We start from the raw sequence: 24,864 nt of genomic DNA, 5'->3' as shown, positions 1-24,864 counted from the left end.
CCTGCTGCCGTGGCACTGGCCCCCGTCCTGCCCCGTTACCTGCCGATCGCGTGGAAACTGGCGGCGGTCATCTCCGCACTGACGCTGCTCACCGTCGTGGCGCTGGCAACACTGGTTCTCTACCAAGTACGCGACGTGCTGCACAATCAGATCCGGGTGCAGGCCGAACTGATCGTCGGGCACATCGCCCGGGCTTCCGCGGAACCGATCCTCGCCGATGATCGGCTGGCGGTGCAGACGCTGGTCCAGGCGCAACTGCAGGACGGCGACATCGAGTTCCTCGCGGTCCATGCTAACGACCGTGGCCTGCTGGCCAGTGCCGGCCAGCGCCCGGGCACCCAGCCGCTGGATGCACACCCGCACTGGTCGCTGGTTCCATCGAGCCACTACCAGTACCGACCGGTCCTGTTCCAGGGCGTCGAGGTGGGATGGGTCGAGGCCTACATCGACACCGCCCCGATGCAGGGACTGCTGCAGAACACGATCCGGGCCGGTGTCGCCACCGCGGTCGTGATATCGATCCTGGGGCTGCTGCTCGCAATCACGATCAGCAAGCGGATGGTCCGGCCGCTGGAGCGTCTGGCCAGAGCGACACGCGAACATGCTGCGGTTGCGCCCAGTCCCAGCCTCGTGCAGGACGAACTGGGGCAACTGATCCACGCGTTCCAGAGCATGAGTACCGACCTGCTGCGCAAGGATCAGGTCGAGGACGCGCTGCGCCGCTACGTGTCGGACGGAGTAGCGCAGGACATTCTCGACAACCTGGACCGGGTCGAACTCGGGGGCCGCCCGGTGGAGGGATCGGTGCTGTTCGCCGACATCAAGGGCTATACCACGCTTTCCGAGGGGCTCGATCCGGCCGAACTCGGACGGATTCTCAACGAGTTCTTCGGGCCGATGGCAAGCACCATCGCGGCGCACGGCGGCGTGGTCGACAAGTACATCGGCGACTGTACGATGGCCGTGTTCGGCGTGACCCGGCCCGACGCGGACCATCGCCTGAAGGCGCTGTGCGCAGGCCTCGCACTGCTGGACACGATCCGCGAAATCAACCGCAAACGCGAGCAACGCGGCGAAGTTCGTACCGAATTCCGCATCGGCCTCCACGCCGGGCGGATGCTCGCCGGCAACCTGGGCGCCGAGGACCGGATGCAGTACACCGTGGTTGGCGATCCGGTGAATCTCGCCTCGCGCCTGACCGAGATCGCGAAGCCGGATTCGCTTCTGGTTACCGACGGTTTCATGGACCGCGACGAACTCGCCCGGCGGTTCCGCATCCGATCCTGCGGGCGCCGGCAGCTCCGGGGCGTGGCAGACGAGGTGGAACTGCTGTGCGTGTTGGAGGAACGATGACCCCAAGCCTACACGGGACCACCCCCTCGGTTCCGCTCGCGGCGGGATTGCTGCTGCTGATCCTGCAGGGTTGCGCCGTGGTGTTGCCTCCCGAGATGCACGAGGATCGCCTCGAACGGTTCCTTGCGGCCGAGGACTACCGCGCCGCGCTGGATCTCCTCGACAACCTGGAGTCCGCCCGCTTCGAGCCGCTGCTGGAACGCAAGCCCGAGATCGCGGCCGCCGCCAACCGCGCCGGTCGCGAAGTCCTGGGGCAGGCCGAACGCTTGGCCGCCGACGGTGACCTTGCACTGGCGCTGGTCACGCTGCGTCAGGCGCGTGACCGGCTGCCCGACGACCCGCGGCTGGAGCGTCAGATCGAGTTGCTGACCGCGACCCGGACCGTGGAACTGGAGGCGCTGAACACCGACTACCTGCGACTGGAGGCCGCCAGCCTGCTGGAACGCCAGCGCCTGATCGAGAGCATGAGCCGCCTGGCCACCGGCCCGGGTGAACTGCCGATGGGCCCGGAAGAACTGCAGCGCGAGGCCCGGGCACTCGCCCGGGCGCTCGACGCTCGGGCCGCGACGCACGAGGATCCGGCAGAACGCCAGGCCCTGCTCCAGCTCGCACAGGCGCTGGTCCCGTCGGAGCAGCGCGCACAAACGCTGGCTGCGCTGCAACCGTCGACGCCCGCACCAGCCCGCGACACGCCGGCCAGTCCGACCGTCGCGGATCTCCAGCAGGCCCTTGCCGGCGACGATCTCGAGTCAGCGCAGCGCATCTGCACGGATGCGGCCCGAGCCGGAACCGACGGCGCGCTCGCGGCGCTGTGCCAGGACATCGAACAGCGGCTGGCCATGCAACTCGAGGCGTGGCTCGAGGAGGGCCGGCGTCTGTACGCGACCGGCGACATCGATGCCGCGATCGACCGGTGGCGCCGCGGACACGAACTGGCGCCGGAACACGCGGAGTTGCAGGCGGCGCTGGAACGTGCGGAGCGGGTACAGGAACGGCTGGAGAGCCTCCGTGACCGCAACGCTGCGGTGCGGACCCAGTAGATGCACTCTGCAGATCCTGGCTGCACCGACTCCTGCGCGGCGCGCTGCACTTCCAGGCGGGTTCCGCCGCAATGCCGGGCCACATTCAGCCCACGGCGGATGGCTGCGCTCGCTCCCCGGGCATATTCCGGATAGGATGGCCGGCTGTTTTTCCGTCTTCTTGCCGACATGAGCCAAGCCATCGAACCCCTGCTCGCCGAGGAACCGCATCGGCGCATCCGCATCGGCGACACCGAGATCGTGCTGCTGGGTACCGCACACGTATCCCCGGCCAGCGCCCGCATCGTCGGCGACCTGATTGCCACCAAGGCCTTCGACACCGTCGCGATCGAGCTCTGCCTGAGCCGGCAGCGCGCAATGCTCGACCCGGACGCGATGCGCAGGCTCGACCTGTTCAGCGTCATCCGCGGAGGCCAGGTTCCGATGGTCGCCGCAAGCCTGGCGCTTGGCGCCTACCAGCAGCGCCTGGCCGAACAGTACGGGATCGAGCCCGGGGCCGAGATGCGCGCGGCGATCGACGGCGCGATGGACCGGGGGCTGCCGCTGGCGCTGATCGACCGCGACATCGGACTGACGCTGCGCCGCGCGTACCGGGCCGTGCCCTGGTGGCAACGCATGGGGCTGGTCGGCGGCCTGTTCGCCAGTGTGCTGAGCCGGGAGAAGATCGACGAATCGGAGATCGAGCGCCTGAAGCAGGGCGACATGCTGGAATCGACCTTCAGCGAGTTTGCCGAGCAGTCGCGCGAACTCTACCTCCCGCTGATCGACGAGCGCGACCGCTACATGGCCGCGCACCTGCGACGGCTGGCGGCCGACGGCGGCCACCGACGCATCCTCGCGGTGGTCGGGGCGGGACACCTCAAGGGGATCGAGAACTACGTGGCGCTGGACCGGCAGCCACCGCCCGAGGTGTTGCGCGAACTCGAGCAGTCCCCGCCACGGGCGCGCTGGCCCCGTTATCTGCCCTGGGTGGTGGTCAGCGTGATCCTGGCCGGCTTCGTGATCGGCTTCACGCGCAACCCCGAGCTGGGTCTGCAGATGGTGCTGGACTGGATCATGATCAACGGCGGCCTGGCCGCGCTCGGCGGAGCCATTGCACTGGCCCACCCCGTGACGATCGTGACCGCCGCGCTGGCGGCACCGTTGACGTCGCTGAATCCCACCATTGGCGTGGGGTTCGTCGCGGCCGCAGTGGAACTGTACCTGCGCAAGCCGCAAGTCGGCGACTTCGCCCAGCTGCGCCGCGACACCACCAGCGCAAGGGGCTGGTGGCGCAACCGGGTTTCGCGGGTGTTGCTGGTGTTTCTGCTGACCACGGTCGGCTCGGCGCTCGGCACCTACATCGGCGGTGCGCGCATCTTCGGACATCTCTTCGGCGCGGGGAACTGATCCGTGCCCCGGCCTGGGGTCAGAGGCCGATGCCGATCCCGATTCCGAAGGTCACACCGCCGGAACGCCGGTCGCGTACCTCCGGCTCCGGCCACAGCTGCACCGCGGTGCCGACCATCACCGGAAAGACATACTCGACCGCGCCGATGTGCCCGGCCTCGGTTCGCTCGACCGGCCCGTACGCAGTGATCCTCCGACCGACCCGGTAGTCCAGCGGGTCGAGAAATCCGGCGACCTGCACCCGGAATCGGCCATGGGTCATCCGGTCGGTCCGGGGCTCCTGGTTGCGCAGCGGGTAACCGACGACTTCCAGCAGCGTGTGGTCCGAACGGTTGTCGACGCCGACGATGACGCCGCCCCAGAGCTGTGCATGCACCGGCTGGCCGATCTCGACCGCCTGCCGGGGCGTAACCTGCGTACCGGCCTCCGGTACCGGAAGCGGCAGCGTCGCGCAGGCGGCGACCACGACCGACAACAATAGCACCACGACCGCGCGCGGCGGCCGCGACGTCATGGCCACGGCCCCCATCGCCGGGGTGCCCAGGGATACCGGTAGTAGGGACGCCAGGGATCCCAGAACGGATCCCAGTAGGGATCCCGGTAGATCACGGCCGGTTCCGGCACGGGCCAGAGGTGGACCGATGCCGCGGCGACTTCGGGAAAGCGATACGGGTACTCGCCAACGCTGCCGGAGCGGACACCGGTGACCCGGCCGCGTACGGTCATCTCGCGCATCGGCGCGTAAACCTGTGGATCGAGGAAGTCGGCGAAAAACACGTGGAACCGGCCCTCGCTGCGATCGCCAGCCAGCGGGCGCTGTTCGCGCGCCAGCGGCCGGGCGACGATCTCGAAACGCGTGCCATCGGGTTCGTTCGAAACCTGGGCAATTACACCGCCCCAGACCACTTCGGTACCGACCCAGGCGTCGGGGTTAGACCGGACTTCGGCGATGCCCGGCTGGGCTTCAGGCACTGGCTCGAGCGCTTCGGGCACGGTCGCGCACGACGCCAGCAGCCATGCAGCACAGCACAGAACCGGCAGAACGGACCCGGCGTATCGGCGCAACCTGTCCATGTTTAATAAGACCCTTGCGGCGACGGCGGCGTTCCCCGCCCGATGGGCGGGTGAACGTCCGTGCAGCATCCGCGTTGTGGACGCCATCAGCGCGCCTGCGCGAGATCAGTGTCCGGCCCGCAGCTGCCGGTTCATGAACGCCGTGGCCCGCATCAACGCGTCACGGGTGGCGAGATCGTCGGCAAAGGTCCGCACCGGGGGTTCCCGAAAATCGAACCCCCGGCCCACCCCTGGATAGGTCACCAGCTGCACCGGCAGTCCCCTGCCCTGCATGCTGCCCACGGCCATGTCGATCCCCCGCTTGCGTTGGTACTGTTCATGCTCGCCGACGAAAATCAGCGCCGGCAGGGTCAGCCGGTCCGCCTCGCCCGCATAGCGGTACACCTGCATGGGTTCCGGGGCATTCGGATCCTGCATGTGCGGGTAATAGCTGACGTAGCAGGCCAGCGCATCGGACTGGCGATCGAGGGTCACGGCCAGTTTCAGACTCTTGTACCCGCCCCGGGTATGCGAGTACACGCAAACGCGATCCCCGGAATGCGTCCCCGTGGCGAGCACGTGGTCGAGCACGTCGTTAAGATCGGCCTCGAGTGCGTAGTCGTGCTCGATCGGCATGGCCTCGACGAAGCGCCCGACATAGAGATCGGGCGCGTAGACCACGAAACCGCGGGCCGCCAGACGTTGCACGTGCCCTTCTATCAGCGGGTCCACTCCGCGGCGGCCATGCACGAACAACACCCCGGGGAATTCACCCTCCGTTTCCGGGCGAGCGATGAAGATCGGAATATCGGCCTCGTCCGTGATCAGCGTCTCGGTGGTCGACGTGACCTTGTGGTTCGGAGGAACCGGCAGTTGCCCCTCGGACCACCAGGCCGGATCCAGCCACTCGTGGCGGTCATCGGCGGCGGCAGGGTCGGCCACGAACAGCAAAAACATGAGCACGGTCAGTCGGTACGCCATAGCCTGCACTCCTTTCATTGGTGGTGCGCTGCTGCACGACTCCGGATAACGACCCATCGGGAGGGTACACCGCGTGGCGCAACTGGGGCCATTCGTCCGGCTCCTGAATGCTTCCGGATCGCGAAAGCGCTGACAGGGAACGACGGGCTGACCTTCATGGCCAGCGGCCACCCTGCAAGACGAAAAGGCGAGCCACGGAAAGCACGGAAGAGGAAACGGGTTGAACCTCTTTTCCGCGTCCGTCCGTTCTTTCCGTGTTCAACCGCGGCCGTCTTTTCCCGTAAGAAAGTAGACTTCCAGCCAGCTGTCCGCATTCCACGGCGACGGTGCGAATAGGTGCGATTGCACGGGATCGAAGCGCCGGATATTCTCGACCGCCAGAGTGACGCGACCGGACCGGGCCCCGGGCCGCCACCCACTCCTGACCCACCGAACGAGGAGCCCCCATGCGCCGGATGATCGTCGTTGTCGCGTTTGCCCTGCTGCTGACCATTAATACCGCCTTCGCCCAGACCGCGGCGGAGATCCATGTCGAAGAAATCACCTACGAACACGCCGGAGTCGAACTGACCGGCTATCTTGCCCATGACGCATCGCGCGAGGGCCCGCGCCCCGGCGTGATCGTCGTCCACGAATGGTGGGGGCACGACACGCACGCGCGCAGGCGCGTGGAAATGCTCGCGGAGGCGGGCTACGTCGGTTTCGCGCTGGACATGTACGGAACCGGCAAACTCGCCGAGCACCCGAGCGAAGCGCGTGAGTTCTCGACTGCGGTGCGCAGCAACCGCGACACGATGCTGGGCCGGTTCCAGGCCGCCGAGGCGCTGCTGCGGGAACATGGGTTGACCGGCGGCGAACCGCTCGCTGCGATCGGCTACTGCTTCGGCGGCAGTGTGGTGCTGGAGGCGGCCCGAAGCGGCGCCGACCTCGCGATGGTCGCGAGCTTCCATGGCGCGCTCGCCACCGAGCACCCCGCCAGGCCGGACAGCGTGAAGGCCGACATCCTGGTGTTCAACGGCGTCGACGACCCGCTGGTTCCGGCGGAACAGATCGCCGCGTTCCGCGAGGAAATGGCGACCGCCGGCGTCGACTACACGTTCATCGACTTCGCCGGCGCGACGCACAGTTTCACCAACCCCGGAGCCGACGCGATTGCCGAGCAGTTCGATATGCCGGTGGGCTACAACGCGCGCGCCGACCGTGACTCGTGGAACTGGCTGATCGCCTACCTCAACGACCGGGTCTGATTGTTTTCGCCGCGAAGGCCGAAGGCTGTGAACGGACAAGCGCAGCGACGCTGGAACGTGTCGGACAGGCAACCCGGTGACCGCACCTGTCGCCGCAGACCGCTTTGGCGGTATTACAGATCCGTCAGGCCGGCTAACGCGACGGGATCGGCTGGTCCCGATTGGGGAGACCTGTAGGGCCGACGAGCGCAGCGTCATCCGCCAGACAGAGTTGGCGCCGCTGCGGGGGCCTGGGCAACCCCGGCGCGGGCACGGCGGATGACGGCCTTGCGCCTCTTCCGCCCCGAGTTAGATCACATCGGGTCTACGCGTCTGCCATGGTCGGGGTGTGGCCGGCAGGACGATTACGGATTTTCAATCGCTGCGTGGCCATCAGCGCCTCCCCTTCCACACGACATCGTAGAGATCGCGCCGCCGGTCGCGCAGGTTCTGCACCGAGCCGTGGTTGCGCAACTCCTTCAGGTTGTCGAGATCGAGGTCGACGATCAGCGTCATCTCGGTGTTCGGGGTCGCCTCGGCCGCCACCGCGTCGTGCGGAAACGCGAAGTCTGAAGGGGTGAATACCGCGGCCTGCGAGTACTGCATGTCCATGTTCTCGACCTTCGGCAGGTTGCCGACGCTTCCCGAGATCACCACGTAGCACTCGTTCTCGATCGCCCGCGCCTGGGCACAGCGGCGCACGCGAAGGTAGGCGTTCTTGGTGTCGGTCCAGAACGGCACGAACAGGATCTGCAGGCCCTGCTCGGCCATCAGCCTTGGCAGTTCGGGAAACTCCACGTCGTAGCAGATCAGGATGCCGATCTTGCCGAAGTCGGTATCGAAGACCTTTACGTCGTCGCCGCCTTGCAGGCCCCAGAAGCTGATCTCGTCGGGAGTCACGTGGATCTTGTACTGGTGATCCCAGGTACCGTCGCGCCGGCACAGGTATGAGACGTTGCGCAGCACACCATCGTGGTACTCGGGCATCGTGCCGGCGACGATGTTGATATTGTACGCAAGCGCCAGGCGCACCATTTCCTCGCGGATCGCCTCGGTGAACTCGGCCAGACTGCGCACCGCCTCGGCGGTGTTCTCCTGGTTGAACTGTCCCATCAATGGCCCGTTGAAGAACTCGGGGAAGAGCACCGCGTCGGCCCGATACCCGGACACGGCATCGACGAAATATTCCATCTGGAGGAAGAGCTCATCCAGCGTGGCGGTCGGGCGCATCTGCCATTGCACCACGCCCACCCGAACGTCGGAGCGGCTGCCGCCGATCACCTTCTCCTCTTCCTCGTAGTAGATGTTCAGCCACTCGATCAGCGTCGCGTAAGCCCCGGACTTGTCGTCGGCCGGCAGGTAGTCGGTGATGATTCGGCGGACGTGGAAATCGTTCGCGAGCTGGAAGGTTAGGATCGGATCGGTGATCTCGTGGTTCTTCACCTTCTCCACGTACTGCTGCGGCGTCAGGTGATCCGCGTATTTCGCGTACCCCGGGATGCGTCCGCCTGCGACGATCGCGCGCAGGTTCAACTTCTCGCACAGTTCCTTGCGGGCGTCGTACAGGCGCCGGCCCAGGCGCAGGCCGCGGTAATCCGGGTGCACGAAGATGTCGACACCGTAGAGCGTGTCGCCGTCGGGATCGTGGGTGGTCAAAAAGCCGTTCCCGGTGATCTGCCAGTAGCTGTGCTGGTCGCCGAAACGGCGGTATTCGACGATCAGGCTGATGGCGGCCGCAACGACCTTGCCGTTGTCCTCGATGCAGATCTGGCCCTCGGGAAAGCGCGTAACCTGCGAGGTGAACTGATCGAGGCTCCACGCCCCGTCCAAGTCGGGGTACACGCGCTCCATGATCTCGCAGATGTCGGGATAATCGTCCAGCCGGGTCTGCCGAAGGGTGAGGTGGTGGGGCGTAACGCCCGAGTCGTGGCTGTCGGTCATGGGCACGGGCTCCCGGTCGGCGTGGGCGGTTCCGGATTTTGGCCCGCGCCCGGGATCCCGGCAACCTCCGGCACGCATCCACCCGCTTTCAGGTAGAGGGGTCCAACGAGACGCTCTGCGGCGCGAAGCTGCGGCGATCGCCCGCCACGGTGCCAACGCCAGCGCCCGGCTCTTCGATCGAGTGGTGCAGAGCTATGAAGCCTGAAGGCCGCGCGTTCGCCCGGTCCGCACTGCCTGTGCACCCCGCTCCCGCGTTCGCGAGCGGCGTCGCCGGCCCGCACGCGCATCACCCCGGGAAGTACCGGGCCTGGGCACCAAGCCCGATCAGAACACCCAGGCGATCATCAGCCAGAAGAAGACGAAGAACAGGAAGAATCCGGGGATCATGAACTGGATCTCGCCGATGATCCCCTCGCCCGCGGCCAGCGCGAACACGATCATCACCGTCACCGCGATCACCGCGGCGATGATCGCCGCGTTCTTCAGCCCGATGCCGCTGTCGAAGGTCACGGCCACCCACTCGGACAGCCCCGGCAGGGTGACGGCCGCAGCCAGCACGACCAGCGCGACCAGCAGCGCGACCAGCGCCGAAAAGCCGAGCAGGATCCGCAGCGCCAACCGGCTGTCGCGCAGATCGCTGCTGCTCACTCGGCGGACTCCCGGCGATTGCGCACATGGTCGCGCACGCGGTTCGGGTTGGGCATGCCCCCCACGGTGAACTCGGCTGAATCGCCGGTGGTGAAGACCTCGATCCGCCCGACCCGGAAGATCCGGTCCAGGAATCCCTGGTATACCCGCACCGCCCGGACCTGCCCGACGTGCAGGTCGACGTGATGCTTGCTGAGCAGCCCCTCCTCGAGATGCACCTGGTCACCGTTGATGCGCAGCCGGGTCGCCCGCGTTTTCACGAACCAGTACATCAGAACCACGATCCCGAGGCCGGTCGCAGCGAGCAGCATCGCCGGCGGAAAATCCCCCATCTCGGCGATCGGCTTGCGGAACAGCAACAGGAGCACCACCGGCGCGATGATCAGCACCCAGGTGACCAGGTAACCGAGCGGGTGGTTCCGGAACATCGCCGGATGGGAGTCGTAGGCAGGCTCGTTCTGATTCGTCATGGCAATCCCCCTGAAATTCCAAGAACCACAGTTTGCCAGAAGCCGCGGCCAAAGCGGTATCGATTGCCGGAACCCGCCGCCGATGCGCGGCCGCGAGCGAAGCGCCGCGGAGCCAGTAGCGTGGGGCAACATCGCCCACTTCGCTTGAATGGGAAGCCCCCTTCCCCCGCTTGCGGGGAAGGAGGGACGGACGGCGCCGCCCGAGTGCCTTCACCTTCGCCCTCGCCCTTCTCCCGCGGACGGGAAAGAGGACCATGGCTCAGGCGGACTCGGATAGTTTCCGCTCCGCCGGGTCGTAGCCGAGATTCGGCGCCAGCCAGCGCTCGGCCTCGCCGACGCTCCAGTCCTTGCGGCGGGCGTAGTCCTCGACCTGGTCGCGGTTGATCTTGCCCAGGCCGAAGTAGCGCGAATCGGGATGCGCGAAGTACCAGCCGGAGACGGCCGAAACCGGCAGCATCGCGTAGCTCTCGGTCAGCGTCATGCCCGCGTTCTCGACCGGATCGATCAGCTCCCAGAGCAGGCCCTTCTCCGTGTGCTCGGGGCAGGCCGGATACCCCGGAGCCGGGCGGATACCGGTATATCGCTCCTGGATCAGATCGTCGTTGTCGAGGCTTTCTTCCGGGGCGTAGCCCCAGAAGTCGCGCCGAACGCGCTGGTGCATCGCTTCGGCGAAAGCCTCCGCAAGGCGGTCGGCCAGACTCTTCACCAGGATCGCGTGGTAGTCGTCATGGGCGTCCTCGAACGCCTTCGCGCGTGCGTCGACGTCACCGCCGGCGCTGACCGCGAACGCGCCCATCCAGTCGGGCACGCCCGTCTCCTTCGGCGCAACAAAGTCGGCCAACGAATGGCTGGGGGCGCCGCGGCGTTTCTGCACCTGCTGGCGCAGGTGGTGCAGGCGCATCAGCACGTCACTGCGTCCTGCGTTGCGGTAAACCTCGATGTCGTCGGACTCGACGCTGTTGGCCGGGAACAGCCCGACCACGCCGCGCAGTCGCACCCAGCCCTCGTCGATCATCCGTTCAAGCATCTTCTGCCCGTCGTCGAACAGCTTGCGTGCCTCGGCACCGACCACCTCGTCGTCGAGGATGCGCGGGTAGGCGGCATGCAGCTGCCAGGCGTGGAAGAACGGGGTCCAGTCGATGAAGCGCGCGACCTCGCGGACGTCGTAATCGTCGAAACGCAGCAATACCGAATCCGGCCCATGGGGCTGCAGCCGGGAAACGCCCTGCGGCAGTGGGAAATCCGGATCCAGCGCCTGCGGCCGGACGGGTTGGTACGACTCCCAGTCGATCTGCGGCCGGTTCGCGCGCGCCTGCTCGAGGCCGAGCCAGTGGATGCGCTGCTTGCGCCCGGCGAGGCTCTCGCGCAGTTCCGCGTATTCGGCCCGGGTCTTCTCGGCATAGTCACCCTTGAGCTCCGGGCTGATCAGGCTCTGGGCGACACCCACCGCGCGTGACGCGTCCTTCACCCAAACCACCGGGCCGGCCCCATAGTTGGGCTCGATCTTCACCGCGGTGTGCGCGCGCGAGGTGGTCGCACCGCCGATCAGCAGCGGGGTCTCGAAGCCCTGCCGCTGCATCTCGGCGGCGACGTGGGCCATTTCTTCGAGCGACGGCGTGATCAGGCCGGAGAGCCCGATCACGTCGACGTTGTTCTCGCGCGCGGTTTCGAGGATTTTCTGCGCCGGCACCATCACGCCGAGGTCGATCACCTCGAAGTTGTTGCACTGGAGCACGACGCCGACGATGTTCTTGCCGATGTCGTGCACGTCACCCTTGACCGTCGCCATCAGGATGCGGCCGTTGTTCTCGCCGCAGCCGGCCTTCTCGGCCTCGATGAACGGGATCAGGTGGGCGACCGCCTTTTTCATCACCCGTGCCGACTTGACCACCTGCGGCAGGAACATCTTGCCCTCGCCGAACAGATCGCCGACGACGTTCATGCCGTCCATCAGCGGGCCTTCGATCACGTGGATCGGGCGCTCGGCGGCCAGGCGCGCCTCCTCGGTGTCCTCGACCACGAAGCTGTCGATGCCCTTGACCAGCGAATGTTCCAGACGCTTGGCAACCGGCCAGCTCCGCCATTCGAGGTCCTCCTTCTTCTCCGCCCCGCCGGTGCCGCGGTAGCGCTCGGCCAGATCCAGCAGCCGCTCGGTGGCGTCGGAACGGCGGTTCAGCACCACGTCCTCGACCGCCTCCTTCAGTTCCGGTTCGATCTCGTCGTAGACCGCGAGCTGCCCGGCGTTGACGATGCCCATGTCCATGCCGGCGCGGATCGCGTGGTACAGGAATACCGCGTGAATCGCCTCGCGCACCGGCTCGTTGCCACGGAACGAGAACGAGACGTTCGACACCCCGCCGGAGACCAGCGCGTGCGGCAGCCGCTGCTTGATCGCACGCGTCGCCTCGATGAAGTCGACGCCGTAGTTGTCGTGCTCCTCAATCCCGGTCGCGATCGCGAAGATGTTCGGGTCGAAGATGATGTCCTCGGCCGGAAAGCCGACCTGCTCGGTGAGGATCCGGTAGGCGCGCCCGCAGATCTCGACCTTGCGCTGTTCGGTATCCGCTTGGCCCTGCTCGTCGAAGGCCATCACGATCACCGCTGCGCCGTAGCGGCGTACCAGCTGCGCCTGCTCGAGGAAGTTCGCCTCGCCCTCCTTCAGCGAGATCGAGTTCACGATGCCCCTGCCCTGGATGCATTTCAGACCCGCCTCGAGGATCTCCCACTTGGACGAGTCGATCATGATCGGCACCCGAGCGATGTCGGGCTCGCCGGCGATCAGGTTCAGGAAACGCTGCATCGCGGCCTGCGAGTCCAGCATTCCCTCGTCCATGTTGATGTCGATGACCTGGGCGCCGTTCTCGACCTGGTCCTTCGCGACCTCGAGTGCGGTCTCGTAGTCCTCGTCACGGATCAGCCGGGCAAAGCGCTTGCTGCCGGTCACGTTGGTGCGCTCGCCGACGTTCACGAACAGCGAATCCTCGGTGATGTTCAGCGGTTCCAGGCCGGACAGCCGGCAGGCCGGGGCGATCTCCGGGATCGGGCGCGGGGGATGTTGCTGCACCGCCCCGGCGATGGCACGGATGTGATCCGGCGTGGTCCCACAGCAGCCCCCGATAATATTCAGGAAACCCGAGGCGGCCCATTCGCCGATCTCGACCGCCATCTGCTCCGGTGTCTCGTCGTAATCGCCGAATTCGTTCGGAAGACCTGCATTGGGATGTGCCGAGACGTGAGTGTCCGCGATCCGCGACAATTCCTCGACATAGGCACGCAATTCCTTCGGCCCCAGCGCGCAGTTCAGGCCGATCGACAGCGGCCGGGCATGGCGCAGGCTGTTCCAGAATGCCTCGGTGGTCTGGCCGGAGAGCGTGCGCCCGGAGGCATCGGTAATCGTGCCGGAGATCATCACCGGCACCCGCTGCCCGGTCTCGTCGAACAGCGTTTCCACCGCGAACACCGCGGCCTTCGCATTCAGCGTATCGAACACGGTCTCGATCAGCAGCAGGTCGGCGCCGCCCTCGACCAGCGCCGCGGCGGACTCGCGGTAGTTCGCGACCAGCGTGTCGAAATCAACGTTGCGATAGCCCGGGTCGTTGACGTCCGGGGAGATGCTGGCGGTGCGGTTGGTCGGGCCGAGCACGCCAGCGACGAAGCGCGGTTTCTCCGGCGTCTTCGCAGTCCAGGCGTCGGCGGCCCGGCGCGCGAGCCGCGCGGCCTCGCGGTTCAGCTCCGGCACCAGGTTCTCCATCGCGTAGTCGGCCATCGCGATGCGGGTACCGTTGAAGGTATTGGTCTCGATGATGTCCGCGCCGGCCTCGAGGTACTCGTTGTGGATCGCCTCGATCACGTCCGGCCGGGTCAGCACCAACAGGTCATTGTTGCCCTTCAGGTCGCTGTTCCAGTCGGCAAAACGCTCGCCGCGGTAATCCGCCTCCTCGAGACGGTACTCCTGGATCATCGTGCCCATTGCGCCATCCAGGATCAGGATGCGCTCGGTCAGGGCCTGTTGAATCGGTTGCTTGTCTGTCATCACCACGAAACCTGCGTCTGGATTTGGAAGAATGTCACGAGGCCACGGCGTGGCCAGCAGTCACCCGTCGGGTCAGGGGCCCCTGAACGGCATGGTCCTTGCCGCGGCCACCCCTTGCACCGGCGCCGCGAAATGTCACGATAGACGGATGCAAACGCATCCGATCCAGTGGTACATCACCGCGCCCCAGCCGTGTCCCTACCTTCAGGGCCGCGAGATGCAGACGGTGCTCGTCGATCCGGCGGCCCGCCTGCGCAGCGACCATTATGGCCGCCTGCTGGGCGAAGGGTTCCGTCGCAGCGGCCAGTTCGTGTACCGCCACCAGTGCCCGTCCTGCCGCGCCTGCATCCCGGTGCGGATCCCGGTAACCAAGTTCCGGCCTGGCCGGGCACAGCGGCGCTGCCTGCACCGGAATGCGGATCTGGACGTGCGCCACGTGCGACGCCCGGACCTCGACGAGCACATGACCCTGTTCCGGCGCTACCTGGACGCCCGCCATCCTGGCGGAGGCATGGAAAGCACCACGCGCGACGACTACGCCGGAATGCTCAGCGAGCGCGCCTGCGGCGTCTTGCTGTTCGAACACCGGCTCGGGTCGGAATTGCTCGCGGTCGCGGTAACCGACGTTACCCCGCGCGGCCTGTCGGCGATGTACAGCTTCTTCGACCCGAACCGGCCGGAACGCAGCCTGGGCACCTACGCGATCCTGCGCCAGATCGACGAGGCCCGGCGCATGGGCCTACCCCATCTCTACCTCGGCTACTGGATTCCCGGCTCGGAAAAGATGGACTACAAGACGCGCTTCCGGCCGGTCGAAGGCCGGGCGAACGGGGCCTGGCGGCGGATCGGCACGCAGTAGCGCACCGCTCGGGCAATGCCGATCCAGCCCCGTTCCAGCGAGCAGGAGAGGGGCGAACGCCCCCCTGCTACCCAGCGCACTCGCGCGGGAAGAACCCCGGGCAGGGCCCTATGGCGCTGCAGTCAGCGTCAGGCCGAGGCCTTGCGCGGGGATACTCCGGCATCGTCCGCCAGCGCCTGCGCCTTGTCGGTCCGCTCCCAGGACAGGTCGACGTCCTCGCGACCGAAGTGGCCATAGGACGCGGTGGGGCGGTAGATCGGGCGTTCCAGGTCCAGCATTTTCAGGATCCCGTACGGGCGCAGATCGAAGTGCTTGCGCACCAGCGCGGTGAGCTTGCTTTCCTCGATCTTGCCGGTCCCGAAGGTGTCGACCGCGATCGAGGTCGGCTCGGCCACGCCGATCGCATAGGAGACCTGCACCTCGCAGCGCTCGGCGAGCCCGGCCGCGACGATGTTCTTGGCCACGTAGCGGCACGCATACGCCGCCGAACGGTCCACCTTGGACGGATCCTTGCCCGAGAACGCACCGCCGCCGTGACGTGCCATCCCGCCGTAGGTATCGACGATGATCTTGCGCCCGGTCAGGCCACAGTCGCCGAGCGGACCGCCGGTGACGAATCGACCGGTCGGGTTGATGTGGAAACGGGTGTCGCCATGCAGCCACTGCTCGCCAAGCACCGGCTTGATGATCTCCTCCATCACCGCCTCGACCAGCGTGTTCTGCTCGATCTCAGGCGCATGCTGGGTCGACAGCACCACCGCGTCGGCAGCGACGGCCCGGCCGTTCTCGTAGCGGAAGCTGATCTGGCTCTTCGCATCGGGGCGCAGCCACGGCAGCGTACCGTTCTTGCGCACCTCGGCCTGGCGCCGGACGAGGCGGTGGGCAAAGTGGATCGGGGCCGGCATCAGCACGTCGGTTTCGCTGCAGGCGTACCCGAACATCAGGCCCTGGTCACCCGCGCCCTGCTCCTCAGGCCGCTGACGGTCGACGCCCTGGTTGATGTCGGCCGACTGCTTGCCCAGCGTGACCGCGACCGAACAGGTCGCATAGTCGAAACCCTTGTCGGAGCTGTCGTAGCCGATATCCTTCACCACCTCGCGCACGATGTCCTCGATCTCGACCTTCGCGCTCGATTTCACCTCGCCGCCGACCAGGACCAGGCCGGTCTGCGTGAAGGTTTCGGCGGCGACGCGGGCTTTCGGATCCTGGGCCAGGTAGGCATCCAGGATCGCGTCGGAGACCTGGTCGCACATCTTGTCCGGATGGCCCTCGGACACAGATTCGGAAGTAAAGAGATAGCGCTTGTTCATAATCGTGAAGACTCCTTGGGTGTTCTGTTGATCGAATGTCGGGATACCGGGTGGCTGGCGGGGCGCAACGTCAACGCGCAATACCCGTCCCGCAACCGGTCCGGCCCGGCAGCGAATCGCCGTCCCCGGTCACCGGGACGGGACGCGATCGCCGAGGCCGGTGATCGCCCCGGATTCAGGCCCCGGGCTTGCGGAAACGGAAGATGCCCCAGGCCAGGTGACCGGCCTTGCCGCCCTCCACCCAGTGGCCGAGGCCCTTCTTCATGCGGGCGATGTAATCGGGCGAGATATGCTCGGACAGATCCGCCTCGCGCGCCTCCAGTTCCTCCCGCACCCGCGAGTAGTGCCGCGGCAGCTGGTGCGAGTGATCCTCGAAACCGACCAGGTCGAGCCCCAGCGCCGATGCGGTCTGTTCGTAGAATCCGGGGGAACCGAGGCTGTCCAGATGGATGCGCTGCAGGATCGGGTCGAGCACGCCCTCGGGACAGGCGTCGTGCTGCATCGGGTCGGTGAAGATCAGCACCCCGCCCGGCTTCAGCACCCGCGCCGCTTCCTGCATCACGCGCTCGCGATCGCCGCTGTGCAGGAACGCATCCTGCGACCAGACCACGTCGAACTGTTCGTCGTCCTCGGGCACGTTTTCGAAGCTGCCGTCGACCACCGTGATCCGGTCGTCCAGGCCACGCGCCTTATTGATCGCGCGATTGCGTTCGTTCTCGACCTCGCTCAGATTCAGCGCGGTCACGCGGCAGCCATGGTTCTCGACCAGGTAGCGCGCGGAACCGCCGTAACCGGCGCCCAGGTCCAGCACCCGCCATTCGGCGGGTGGCTCGCCCAGCAGGTCGGCCATGTGTGCGACGGTGCGCCGGCTGGCGTCGATGATGGGCTCGCGGTCGTGCTCGTAGAGACCGATGTGGATGTCCTCGCCGCCCCACACACGATGGTAGAAGGTATCGGCGTCGGGGCTGTTGTAGTAGTCGCGGGCCGTGGCCACGGAACTGGAATAATCACTCATCGGGTGATTGCCTCCTCGTAATGCTTGTCGGCAACGTGGATGAAGAAGTCGGGCTCGTGCTCCCGATACGTCTCCTTGAAGTCGCCATAGGTGTCGATATTCTGAAAGCCGACCTCGCGCATCAGGCGGCGCACGTAGGCCTTGCGCAGCGGGAACATGTTCAGGTGATACGTCGACTTGTCGGGGAACCGGTACTCGAACCGCGCCAGCCCCTCGTCGACGTGTTCCGGTGCCACCGACACGTTGTCGCCGCAGTAGTAGTAGGTATGGCTGCTGGAATAACCATGATCCAGGATTGCGTCGTAGTTGCGCTGGTCCAGGATCAGCACCCCGTCATGGTTCAGCGCCGAATAGAACTCGGCCAGCGCCTTGCGCCGGTCGTTCTCGTTGAACAGGTGTGTGAAGGAATTGCCGAGGCAGACCACCGCGTCGTAGCGGCCATAGATGTCCCGGTTCAGCCAGCGCCAGTCGGCCTGGGTGGTGCGCATGATGTGTCCGCGGCGGCGGGCATTCTCGAACGCCTTGGCCAGCATCTCCGGGCTGCCATCGGCGCTGACGACATCGAACCCGGCCTCGATCAGCTGCACCGAGTGAAACCCGGTCCCGGCCGCGACATCCAGCACCCGGCGCGCACCGCGATCCTTGAGTACCTGGATGAAGAAATCCCCCTCGCTGCGGGCGCGGCTGTCCCAATCGATGAGATCGTCCCATTTGTCGACGAAGGACTTCACGTACTCCGAGCGATAGTTGTCGGTTTCCCGGCGTTCGATCGGCTGGTCACCGAAATCCTGTTGCATCGTGGCAGACATGGCGTTCCTCGCTGGCTGATGGGCGCTGGGCGCCGAAATACGGACGGGAAGACGAAAAGGCAATGGAGCCCAGAGTCCGCCCGCAACCGTTGCCACCGGTTGCACAAGGCGAACCCGATCGCCCGGATCGGACCTGGCAGTATCGTCTCCCGCTGAGCAGGGTTCCCGGACCGGCTGACCGCGCCCCGTTCGGGCACGGCTCTGGAGACCGCGTGGATGAGGCCTCGGGGGCATCGGGCGTCGACGGTAGAGTCCAGATCCACCGCTCCACCGGCACCGGGGGGCGCCTCGCGACCGGTGTCGTGAACCGGCTCCAGCGAAGCGCGCTTTATTACCCTGAACGTTCTGGGCCACGATTTCAAGGCCTGCCCGTACACGGTAGTGGGGCGGCACATTTGTTTGCAACGGTGTTTCCGGACTTGCGGTGGGAAAACACCTGTTCTTTCGGCGGGTCACGAACGTCGCATCATCCTGCCGCCCGCGCGGCATCCGCCGGCACGGGACCGCGGGACACCCGGCCATCCAAGTCCGTTATAATTTAAAGCTTTGCTGCAACGAGGCCCACTGCATGTCCGATTCCCGACCGATCCGCCGCGCCCTGCTCTCGGTGTCCGACAAGACCGGGCTGGTCGAATTGGCCCGCGAGCTGCACGCCCGGGGCGTCCAACTGCTGTCGACCGGGGGCACCGCGAAGCTGCTGGCAGCACATGACCTGCCGGTCACCGAAGTGTCGCGGCATACCGGTTTCCCCGAGATCATGGACGGCCGGGTGAAAACCCTGCATCCGATGATCCACGGCGGTCTGCTCGGGCGCCGGGGCCAGGACGATACGGTCATGAAGGAACAGGGGATCGAGCCGATCGATCTACTGGTGGTCAACCTGTATCCATTCGAGGCCACCGTCAGTCGGGCCGGATGCACGATCGACGAGGCCATCGAGAACATCGATATCGGCGGCCCGGCGATGCTCCGCGCGGCGGCCAAGAACTACGGTGACGTGACCATCGCGACCGAGCCGGGGCAGTACCCGGCGATCGTCGAGGCCCTGCGACACGAGCAAGCGGTTCCGGCGACGCTCCGCTTCCAGCTGGCGGTTGCAGCCTTCGACCACGTCGCACGCTACGATGCAGCGATCAGCAACTACCTGTCGGCGCTGGACGAAGCGCGCGAACCCGGGCGGTTCCCGGGGCAGCTGAACCTGAATTTCGTGAAGACCCAGGATCTTCGCTACGGCGAGAACCCGCATCAGAGCGCGGCGTTCTACCGCGAAATCCAGCCGGCCGCCGGGCAACTCGCGAGCTACCGGCAGCTGCAGGGCAAGGCGTTGAGCTACAACAATCTCGCCGATGCCGACGCTGCCTGGGAGTGCGTGCGCCAGTTCGAGGCACCGGCCTGTGTGATCGTGAAGCACGCGAATCCCTGCGGCGTCGCCCTCGCACAGAACCCGCTGATGGCCTACGAGCGCGCGTTCCAGACCGACCCAACGTCGGCATTCGGCGGCATCATCGCGTTCAACCGCCCGCTGGACGCCGACACCGCACAGGCGATCGTCAGCCGGCAGTTCGTCGAGGTGATCATCGCCCCCGAGCTCGCCCCCGCCGCGCTGCACGCAACCGCCGCGAAGGGCAATGTCCGGGTGCTGGAGATACCCCCCGCCGAAGTCCCTCCCGGGCTCGACTTCAAGCGCGTCGGCGGCGGCCTGCTGGTTCAGGACACGGACACCGGCAGCCTCGGCCAGGCGCAGCTGCGCTGCGTGACCGAGCGCGCTCCCGCCGAGCAGGAGACACGCGACCTGCGCTTCGCCTGGCAGGTGGCCAAGTTCGTGAAATCGAACGCGATCGTCTACGTGCGTGATGAGCAGACCATCGGGGTCGGCGCCGGGCAGATGAGCCGCGTCTATTCCGCAAAGATCGCAGGCATCAAGGCCGCAGACGAGGGCCTGCGTGTGCCGGGCAGCGTGATGGCATCGGACGCGTTCTTCCCGTTCCGCGACGGCATCGACGCCGCCGCCGAAGCCGGCATCACCGCGGTGATCCAGCCCGGGGGCTCGATGCGCGACGAGGAGGTGATCGCGGCCGCGAACGAGCACGGGATCGCGATGCTCTTCACCGGCATGCGCCACTTCCGCCACTGAACAGACAATGCCTGCACGCATCGTGCGGAAAAGGTCGCTGGCCGCGATCCGTGGGGTCGGCGGCGGACAGACCGGTCGCTTCGACACGCCCCCAGTGGCGGCTGACGCTTCGGCCGCCGGGCACGCGTGCTGAATGCTGGTGCAGCCGGCCCCGGAATCACGGTTACAGGGGGAGGGATGACATGAACGTTCTGGTGGTGGGCGGCGGCGGCCGCGAACACGCGCTGGCCTGGAAGCTGGCTCAATCCCCGCGCGTGAACCGTGTGCTGGTCGCACCGGGCAACGCCGGCACGGCCGCCGAGCCGAAATGCGAGAACGTGGCCATTGCGGCTACGGACATCGATGCGCTGGCTGCGCTCGCGCAGCGCGAGGGGGTGGCGTTCACCGTGGTCGGGCCCGAGGCGCCGCTGGTCGACGGTATCGTCGATACGTTCCGTGCGCGGCGGCTGCGCATTTTCGGGCCCAGCGCGAAGGCCGCGCAACTCGAGGGATCGAAGGCCTTCGCGAAGGATTTCATGCAGCGCCACGGCATCCCCACAGCCGCGTACGGCAGTTTCACCAATGTCGCGCAGGCCGAGGCCTTCATCCACGCGCACGGCGCGCCGATCGTGGTCAAGGCCGACGGGCTGGCCGCGGGCAAGGGCGTGATCCTGGCGCAGACCGTGGACGAGGCACTCGCCGCGGCGCGCGACATGCTGGCCGGCAACGCCTTCGGCGCCGCGGGGCACCGGGTCGTGATCGAGGAGTTCCTGACCGGCGAGGAGGCGAGCTTCATCTGCATGATCGACGGCGACCACATCCTGCCGCTGGCGAGTTCGCAGGACCACAAGGCACGGGACGATGGCGACCTCGGCCCGAATACCGGCGGCATGGGCGCGTATTCGCCGGCGCCGGTGGTCACGCCGGAGCTTCACCGGCGGATCGTGGACGCGATCGTCGAACCGACGCTGCGAGGAATGGCCGCCGAAGGCGAGCGCTACACCGGTTTCCTGTACGCGGGGGTGATGATCGACCCGCAGGGCCACCCAAAGGTGCTCGAGTTCAACTGCCGCTTCGGCGATCCCGAGACCCAGCCGATCCTGATGCGCCTGACGAGCGACCTCGCCGACCTGGTCGAAGCCGCGATCGACGGGCACCTGAATCGGTGCACGATCGACTGGGATCCGCGGGTCGCCCTCGGCGTGGTGCTGGCGGCGGGCGGCTATCCGTGCGAGTACCGCAAGGGCGACGAGATCACCGGCCTCGATACGATCGACCGAGACACCGCGAAGGTGTTCCATGCGGGCACCCGGCTCCGCGACGACGGCCGCGTGCTCACCGACGGTGGGCGGGTGCTGTGCGTGGTCGGTCTGGGCGACGACTTCCGCAGCGCGAGGGACCACGCGTACCGGGCCTCGCAAAACATCCGGTTCAAAGGTATATACTACCGGACCGATATTGGCCACCGCGCGCTCGAACGAACCCCCTGACGACCCGTTGCCGGGCGGCAGGCGGGAGGCCTGCCACCGCGACTCCTGGAGCTCCAACGCGATGACCGAAACGACACCGCCTAATCCACGGCACCGGCTCTCGCCGCTGACCTGCGACGCTCCCGGCCTGCGTCAGTCAATCCGCGACGCGCTGGTGCGGGTGGTGGGCAAGGACCCGGACCTGGCCACCCCGCGCGACTGGCTGCACGCAGTATCGTTCGCGATCCGGGAACGGATCATCGAGCGGCGCGTGGTCACCCGACGCCAGTTCGCCGACGAAGACGTGAAGCGGGTCTACTACCTGTCGATGGAATACCTGATCGGCCGGATGCTGGAGGCCAACCTGCGCAACATGGGCATTCTCGAGGTCACCCAGCAGGCGCTGCAGGATCTCGGCGTCGACTTTCGCGAGATCGCACGGCTGGAGGAAGACGCGGCGCTCGGCAACGGCGGTCTCGGGCGGCTCGCGGCGTGCATCCTCGAGTCCATGGCCACCCAGGGCTATCCCGGCTACGGCTACGGCATCCGCTACGAATACGGAATGTTCCAGCAGCATATCGAGCATTTTCGGCAGGTCGAGCACCCGGACAACTGGCTGCGCTTCGGCAACCCCTGGGAGTTCCCGCGGCCCGAAAAGACTTTCCCGGTACGCTTCTACGGCTACGTGGTCGAACACCACCAACCCGACGGCGAAACGTCCTGCAACTGGGAGAACGGCGAGGAAGTCCTGGCGATGGCCTACGATTACCCGACCGCCGGCTACGAGCGCCGGAACGTGAATAACCTGCGGCTGTGGGCGGCCAAGGCGACCCGCGACTTCGATCTGCGGTATTTCAACGAAGGAGACTACATCCGGGCAGTCGCGGACAAGAACGAGTCCGAGACCATCTCGATGGTCCTGTACCCGAACGACGCCACTGCGATCGGCAAGGAACTGCGGCTGAAACAGGAATACTTCTTCGTGTCCGCGTCGCTGCAGGACATCATAGACCGCCACCTGCAACTCGAATACCCGATCGACGAACTCGCCGACAAGGCGGCGATCCAGCTGAACGACACCCACCCGGCGATCGCGGTCGCCGAGTGCATGCGCCTGCTGCTGGACGAGCACCGGATTCCGTGGGACCAGGCGTGGACGATCACCCGTAACCTGTTCTCCTACACCAACCACACGCTGATGCCGGAGGCATTGGAGACCTGGCCCGTGGCGCTGATGGAGCGCGTGTTGCCCCGACACATGGGCATCATCTACCGCATCAACCACGAGTTCATCGAGGAGGTTCGGCACCGCTTCCCGGGCGAACACGAGTTCTTCCGGCGGCTCTCGATCATCGACGAGGACCACGGGCGGCGGGTCCGCATGGCGCATCTCGCGGTGATCGGCTCGCACCGGGTGAACGGGGTCGCGGCTCTGCACACCAGCCTGCTGAAGCAGACGCTGTTCGCCGATTTCAACCGCGTCTGGCCGGAACGGTTCGTGAACGTCACCAACGGTGTCACGCCGAGGCTGTGGATGATCCAGGCGAACCCGGGTCTGACCGAACTGATCGAATCACGGATCAGCAGCGACTGGAAGTTCGATCTCGACCGACTCAAGCAATTCGAACCCTACGCCTCGGACGATGCCACCCGCGAGGCGTTCCGCGCGGTCAAGCGCCGGAACAAGGAACGGCTCGCGGCGCTGGTGCACAAGCGCACCGGCATCACCATCCGCTCCGACGTGATGTACGACGTCCAGATCAAGCGCATCCACGAATACAAGCGGCAGCTGCTGAAGCTGCTGCACGTGATCGAGCTGTACCAGCGGATTCGCGACGGCGAGGACGTATTGCCGCGCGTGGTGCTGTTCGCCGGCAAGGCCGCTCCCGGCTACCAGCGCGCGAAGGACATCATCGCGGTGATCAACGAGGTCGCGGACATCGTGAACCACGACCCGGCGATGGGTGACCGGCTGAAATGCGTGTTCTTCCCGAACTACGAGGTGAGTTCGGCAACGATCATCATCCCGGCGGCCGACCTCTCGGAACAGATCTCGACCGCGGGCTTCGAAGCCTCGGGTACCGGCAACATGAAGCTGGCCCTGAACGGCGCACTGACGATCGGAACGCTCGATGGCGCCAACATCGAGATCCGCGACGCGGTCGGGACCGAGAACATCTTCATCTTCGGGATGACCGCGGACGAAATCAGCGCCCACCGGGCGCAGGGCATCCCGCCCGGCGCCCATCTGGATTCACACCCGCGCCTTCGCAGCATGGTCGAGGCACTGCGCGACGGCTTCTTCTCCAACGGCGGGCGCCACCTGCACGCCGAGATCGCGCGTTACCTGCTCGAAGAGGATCCGTTCTTCGTGCTCGCCGACTACGCAGCCTACAGCGACGCCTGCGCGCAGGCCGACCGGATGTACCAGGACGCAGAGGCCTGGTCCGAGGCCGCGCTGTTGAACGTCGCGCGGATGAGCCATTTCTCGATCGACCGCACCGTGCGCGAATACGCCCAGAACATCTGGAACGTGGTGCCCGAACCGGTACTGCCGCCCTGCCCCGAGGCGGACACGAACGACTGCGGACCGTAGCCGTTCCGCCCGGCAGGACCGGGTCAGACGCGGCGCAGGTCGCGCGGCGGCGCGTACTCGTGACGTGGCCGGGGATCGTCGTCGATCGGGGCCACACCGTGCGCCTCCAGTGCGGCGATCAGCTCCTGCGCGAGGTCGCCGAGCTGCGCCTCGTGCCGCTTCAGGCTGGTCAGCAGATCGGCGGCCTCGAAGGCATCCATCCGCACCTTCGCCTGGCGATCGGTGATTCCTTCCAGATTCATCGGGCTTCTCCGGGCTGACGCGGGGTTCAGTTCTCGATCGACGGCTGCCTCGGCGCCTTCTCGTCGAAGGCGTGCGGTGGCTGCCGGAACTCGTTGTTCGCCAGCGCATGCGCCTCGCCGAGCGCCGACGACAACGCCAGAGCGGCGTTGCGCATCGCGCTGGCGCGCCCGTTGATGGCCGAGGCCAGCTTCTTGCCTTCGTTCACGCCGATGCTGAGCCGGAAGTGATCCGGGTCGATTTTCTCGATCTTCATCACAACCTCCGTTTCCATCTCCCCGATCCTAGACGAAGCACGCCACTCGCGGCGCGAACCTGC

General features: G+C 66.5%; 20 protein-coding genes. 8 read left to right on the top strand and 12 right to left on the bottom strand.

What is annotated here, in order from left to right; genetic code table 11:
• Nucleotides 1–9: 9 nt before the first annotated feature.
• The 3 genes from TVNIR_RS01180 to TVNIR_RS01170 all read left to right on the top strand — a co-directional run bounded on the left by TVNIR_RS01180 (nucleotide 10) and on the right by TVNIR_RS01170 (nucleotide 3,782).
• A complete protein-coding gene (locus TVNIR_RS01180) occupies nucleotides 10–1,353 on the top strand; it encodes an adenylate/guanylate cyclase domain-containing protein (protein ID WP_015257116.1) in 1,344 nt (447 codons plus the stop codon).
• Nucleotides 1,350–2,393, top strand: coding sequence for a hypothetical protein (locus tag TVNIR_RS01175; protein WP_083499314.1), 1,044 nt, complete (start codon nucleotides 1,350–1,352; stop codon nucleotides 2,391–2,393). Before TVNIR_RS01180 ends, TVNIR_RS01175 begins: the two co-directional genes overlap by 4 nt.
• 168 nt (nucleotides 2,394–2,561) lie before the next feature.
• Nucleotides 2,562–3,782, top strand: a complete 1,221-nt coding sequence (locus tag TVNIR_RS01170; protein WP_015257114.1) for a TraB/GumN family protein — start codon at nucleotides 2,562–2,564, stop codon at nucleotides 3,780–3,782.
• A gap of 19 nt (nucleotides 3,783–3,801) precedes the next feature.
• Here the strand turns inward: TVNIR_RS01170 and TVNIR_RS01165 are convergent, their stop codons facing one another.
• The 3 genes from TVNIR_RS01165 to TVNIR_RS01155 all read right to left on the bottom strand — a co-directional run bounded on the left by TVNIR_RS01165 (nucleotide 3,802) and on the right by TVNIR_RS01155 (nucleotide 5,816).
• Complete coding sequence (locus TVNIR_RS01165) at nucleotides 3,802–4,296, bottom strand: Slp family lipoprotein (protein ID WP_015257113.1); 495 nt, start codon at nucleotides 4,294–4,296, stop codon at nucleotides 3,802–3,804.
• The gene (locus tag TVNIR_RS01160; protein WP_015257112.1) at nucleotides 4,293–4,856 is read right to left on the bottom strand and encodes a Slp family lipoprotein; all 564 of its coding nucleotides are present in this window, start codon (nucleotides 4,854–4,856) and stop codon (nucleotides 4,293–4,295) included. Before TVNIR_RS01160 ends, TVNIR_RS01165 begins: the two co-directional genes overlap by 4 nt.
• Nucleotides 4,857–4,961: 105 nt before the next feature.
• Nucleotides 4,962–5,816, bottom strand: a complete 855-nt coding sequence (locus TVNIR_RS01155) for a dienelactone hydrolase family protein (RefSeq protein ID WP_015257111.1) — start codon at nucleotides 5,814–5,816, stop codon at nucleotides 4,962–4,964.
• 446 nt (nucleotides 5,817–6,262) lie between these two features.
• Between TVNIR_RS01155 and TVNIR_RS01150 the strand changes: the two genes are divergently transcribed.
• Nucleotides 6,263–7,063, top strand: coding sequence for a dienelactone hydrolase family protein (locus tag TVNIR_RS01150; RefSeq protein ID WP_015257109.1), 801 nt, complete (start codon nucleotides 6,263–6,265; stop codon nucleotides 7,061–7,063).
• Nucleotides 7,064–7,435: 372 nt separating this feature from the next.
• Here TVNIR_RS01150 and TVNIR_RS01145 read toward each other — a convergent pair whose 3' ends face one another.
• The 4 genes from TVNIR_RS01145 to metH form a co-directional block, all read right to left on the bottom strand.
• Nucleotides 7,436–8,983: a bifunctional GNAT family N-acetyltransferase/carbon-nitrogen hydrolase family protein gene (locus TVNIR_RS01145; protein WP_043739012.1), complete on the bottom strand. Its 1,548-nt coding sequence runs from the start codon at nucleotides 8,981–8,983 to the stop codon at nucleotides 7,436–7,438.
• A gap of 324 nt (nucleotides 8,984–9,307) precedes the next feature.
• Entirely contained in the window at nucleotides 9,308–9,631 is a 324-nt protein-coding gene (locus TVNIR_RS01140; RefSeq protein ID WP_015257107.1) for a hypothetical protein, read from the bottom strand.
• Nucleotides 9,628–10,101: a PH domain-containing protein gene (locus tag TVNIR_RS01135; RefSeq protein WP_015257106.1), complete on the bottom strand. Its 474-nt coding sequence runs from the start codon at nucleotides 10,099–10,101 to the stop codon at nucleotides 9,628–9,630. Before TVNIR_RS01135 ends, TVNIR_RS01140 begins: the two co-directional genes overlap by 4 nt.
• 259 nt (nucleotides 10,102–10,360) lie before the next feature.
• Nucleotides 10,361–14,134 (bottom strand): methionine synthase, encoded by a 3,774-nt coding sequence (gene metH / locus TVNIR_RS01130; protein ID WP_015257104.1) that lies wholly within the window; start codon nucleotides 14,132–14,134, stop codon nucleotides 10,361–10,363.
• A 148-nt stretch (nucleotides 14,135–14,282) separates the two neighbouring features.
• On the opposite strand from metH, the gene TVNIR_RS01125 reads away from it, so the two are divergent.
• The gene (locus TVNIR_RS01125; RefSeq protein WP_015257103.1) at nucleotides 14,283–14,993 is read left to right on the top strand and encodes an arginyltransferase; all 711 of its coding nucleotides are present in this window, start codon (nucleotides 14,283–14,285) and stop codon (nucleotides 14,991–14,993) included.
• Between the two features lie 128 nt (nucleotides 14,994–15,121).
• Here TVNIR_RS01125 and metK read toward each other — a convergent pair whose 3' ends face one another.
• The 3 genes from metK to TVNIR_RS01110 form a co-directional block, all read right to left on the bottom strand.
• Nucleotides 15,122–16,303: a methionine adenosyltransferase gene (metK, locus tag TVNIR_RS01120; protein ID WP_015257102.1), complete on the bottom strand. Its 1,182-nt coding sequence runs from the start codon at nucleotides 16,301–16,303 to the stop codon at nucleotides 15,122–15,124.
• Between the two features lie 175 nt (nucleotides 16,304–16,478).
• A complete protein-coding gene (locus TVNIR_RS01115; protein ID WP_015257101.1) occupies nucleotides 16,479–17,318 on the bottom strand; it encodes a methyltransferase domain-containing protein in 840 nt (279 codons plus the stop codon).
• Complete coding sequence (locus TVNIR_RS01110) at nucleotides 17,315–18,127, bottom strand: glycine/sarcosine N-methyltransferase (RefSeq protein ID WP_015257100.1); 813 nt, start codon at nucleotides 18,125–18,127, stop codon at nucleotides 17,315–17,317. Before TVNIR_RS01110 ends, TVNIR_RS01115 begins: the two co-directional genes overlap by 4 nt.
• 568 nt (nucleotides 18,128–18,695) lie before the next feature.
• Between TVNIR_RS01110 and purH the strand changes: the two genes are divergently transcribed.
• The 3 genes from purH (at nucleotide 18,696) to TVNIR_RS01095 (ending at nucleotide 24,305) form a co-directional block, all read left to right on the top strand.
• Complete coding sequence (purH, locus tag TVNIR_RS01105) at nucleotides 18,696–20,261, top strand: bifunctional phosphoribosylaminoimidazolecarboxamide formyltransferase/IMP cyclohydrolase (protein ID WP_015257099.1); 1,566 nt, start codon at nucleotides 18,696–18,698, stop codon at nucleotides 20,259–20,261.
• A 182-nt stretch (nucleotides 20,262–20,443) separates the two neighbouring features.
• Nucleotides 20,444–21,730, top strand: a complete 1,287-nt coding sequence (gene purD, locus TVNIR_RS01100; protein WP_015257098.1) for a phosphoribosylamine--glycine ligase — start codon at nucleotides 20,444–20,446, stop codon at nucleotides 21,728–21,730.
• A gap of 61 nt (nucleotides 21,731–21,791) precedes the next feature.
• Nucleotides 21,792–24,305 carry a glycogen/starch/alpha-glucan phosphorylase gene (locus TVNIR_RS01095; RefSeq protein ID WP_015257097.1) on the top strand — a complete coding sequence of 838 codons (2,514 nt, stop codon included), beginning with the start codon at nucleotides 21,792–21,794 and terminating at the stop codon, nucleotides 24,303–24,305.
• 23 nt (nucleotides 24,306–24,328) lie between these two features.
• On the opposite strand, the gene TVNIR_RS01090 is transcribed toward TVNIR_RS01095, so the two are convergent.
• Both TVNIR_RS01090 and TVNIR_RS01085 read right to left on the bottom strand, forming a co-directional pair.
• On the bottom strand, nucleotides 24,329–24,547 hold the full coding sequence (locus TVNIR_RS01090; protein WP_015257096.1) for a hypothetical protein: 219 nt from the start codon (nucleotides 24,545–24,547) through the stop codon (nucleotides 24,329–24,331).
• 26 nt (nucleotides 24,548–24,573) lie between these two features.
• Nucleotides 24,574–24,819, bottom strand: coding sequence for a hypothetical protein (locus tag TVNIR_RS01085; protein WP_237251699.1), 246 nt, complete (start codon nucleotides 24,817–24,819; stop codon nucleotides 24,574–24,576).
• Nucleotides 24,820–24,864 lie beyond the last annotated feature (45 nt).

Source organism: Thioalkalivibrio nitratireducens DSM 14787 (genome assembly GCF_000321415.2).
Classification (GTDB): Bacteria; Pseudomonadota; Gammaproteobacteria; order Ectothiorhodospirales; family Ectothiorhodospiraceae; genus Thioalkalivibrio; species Thioalkalivibrio nitratireducens.
This window is presented reverse-complemented; position numbering and strand designations above follow the sequence as displayed.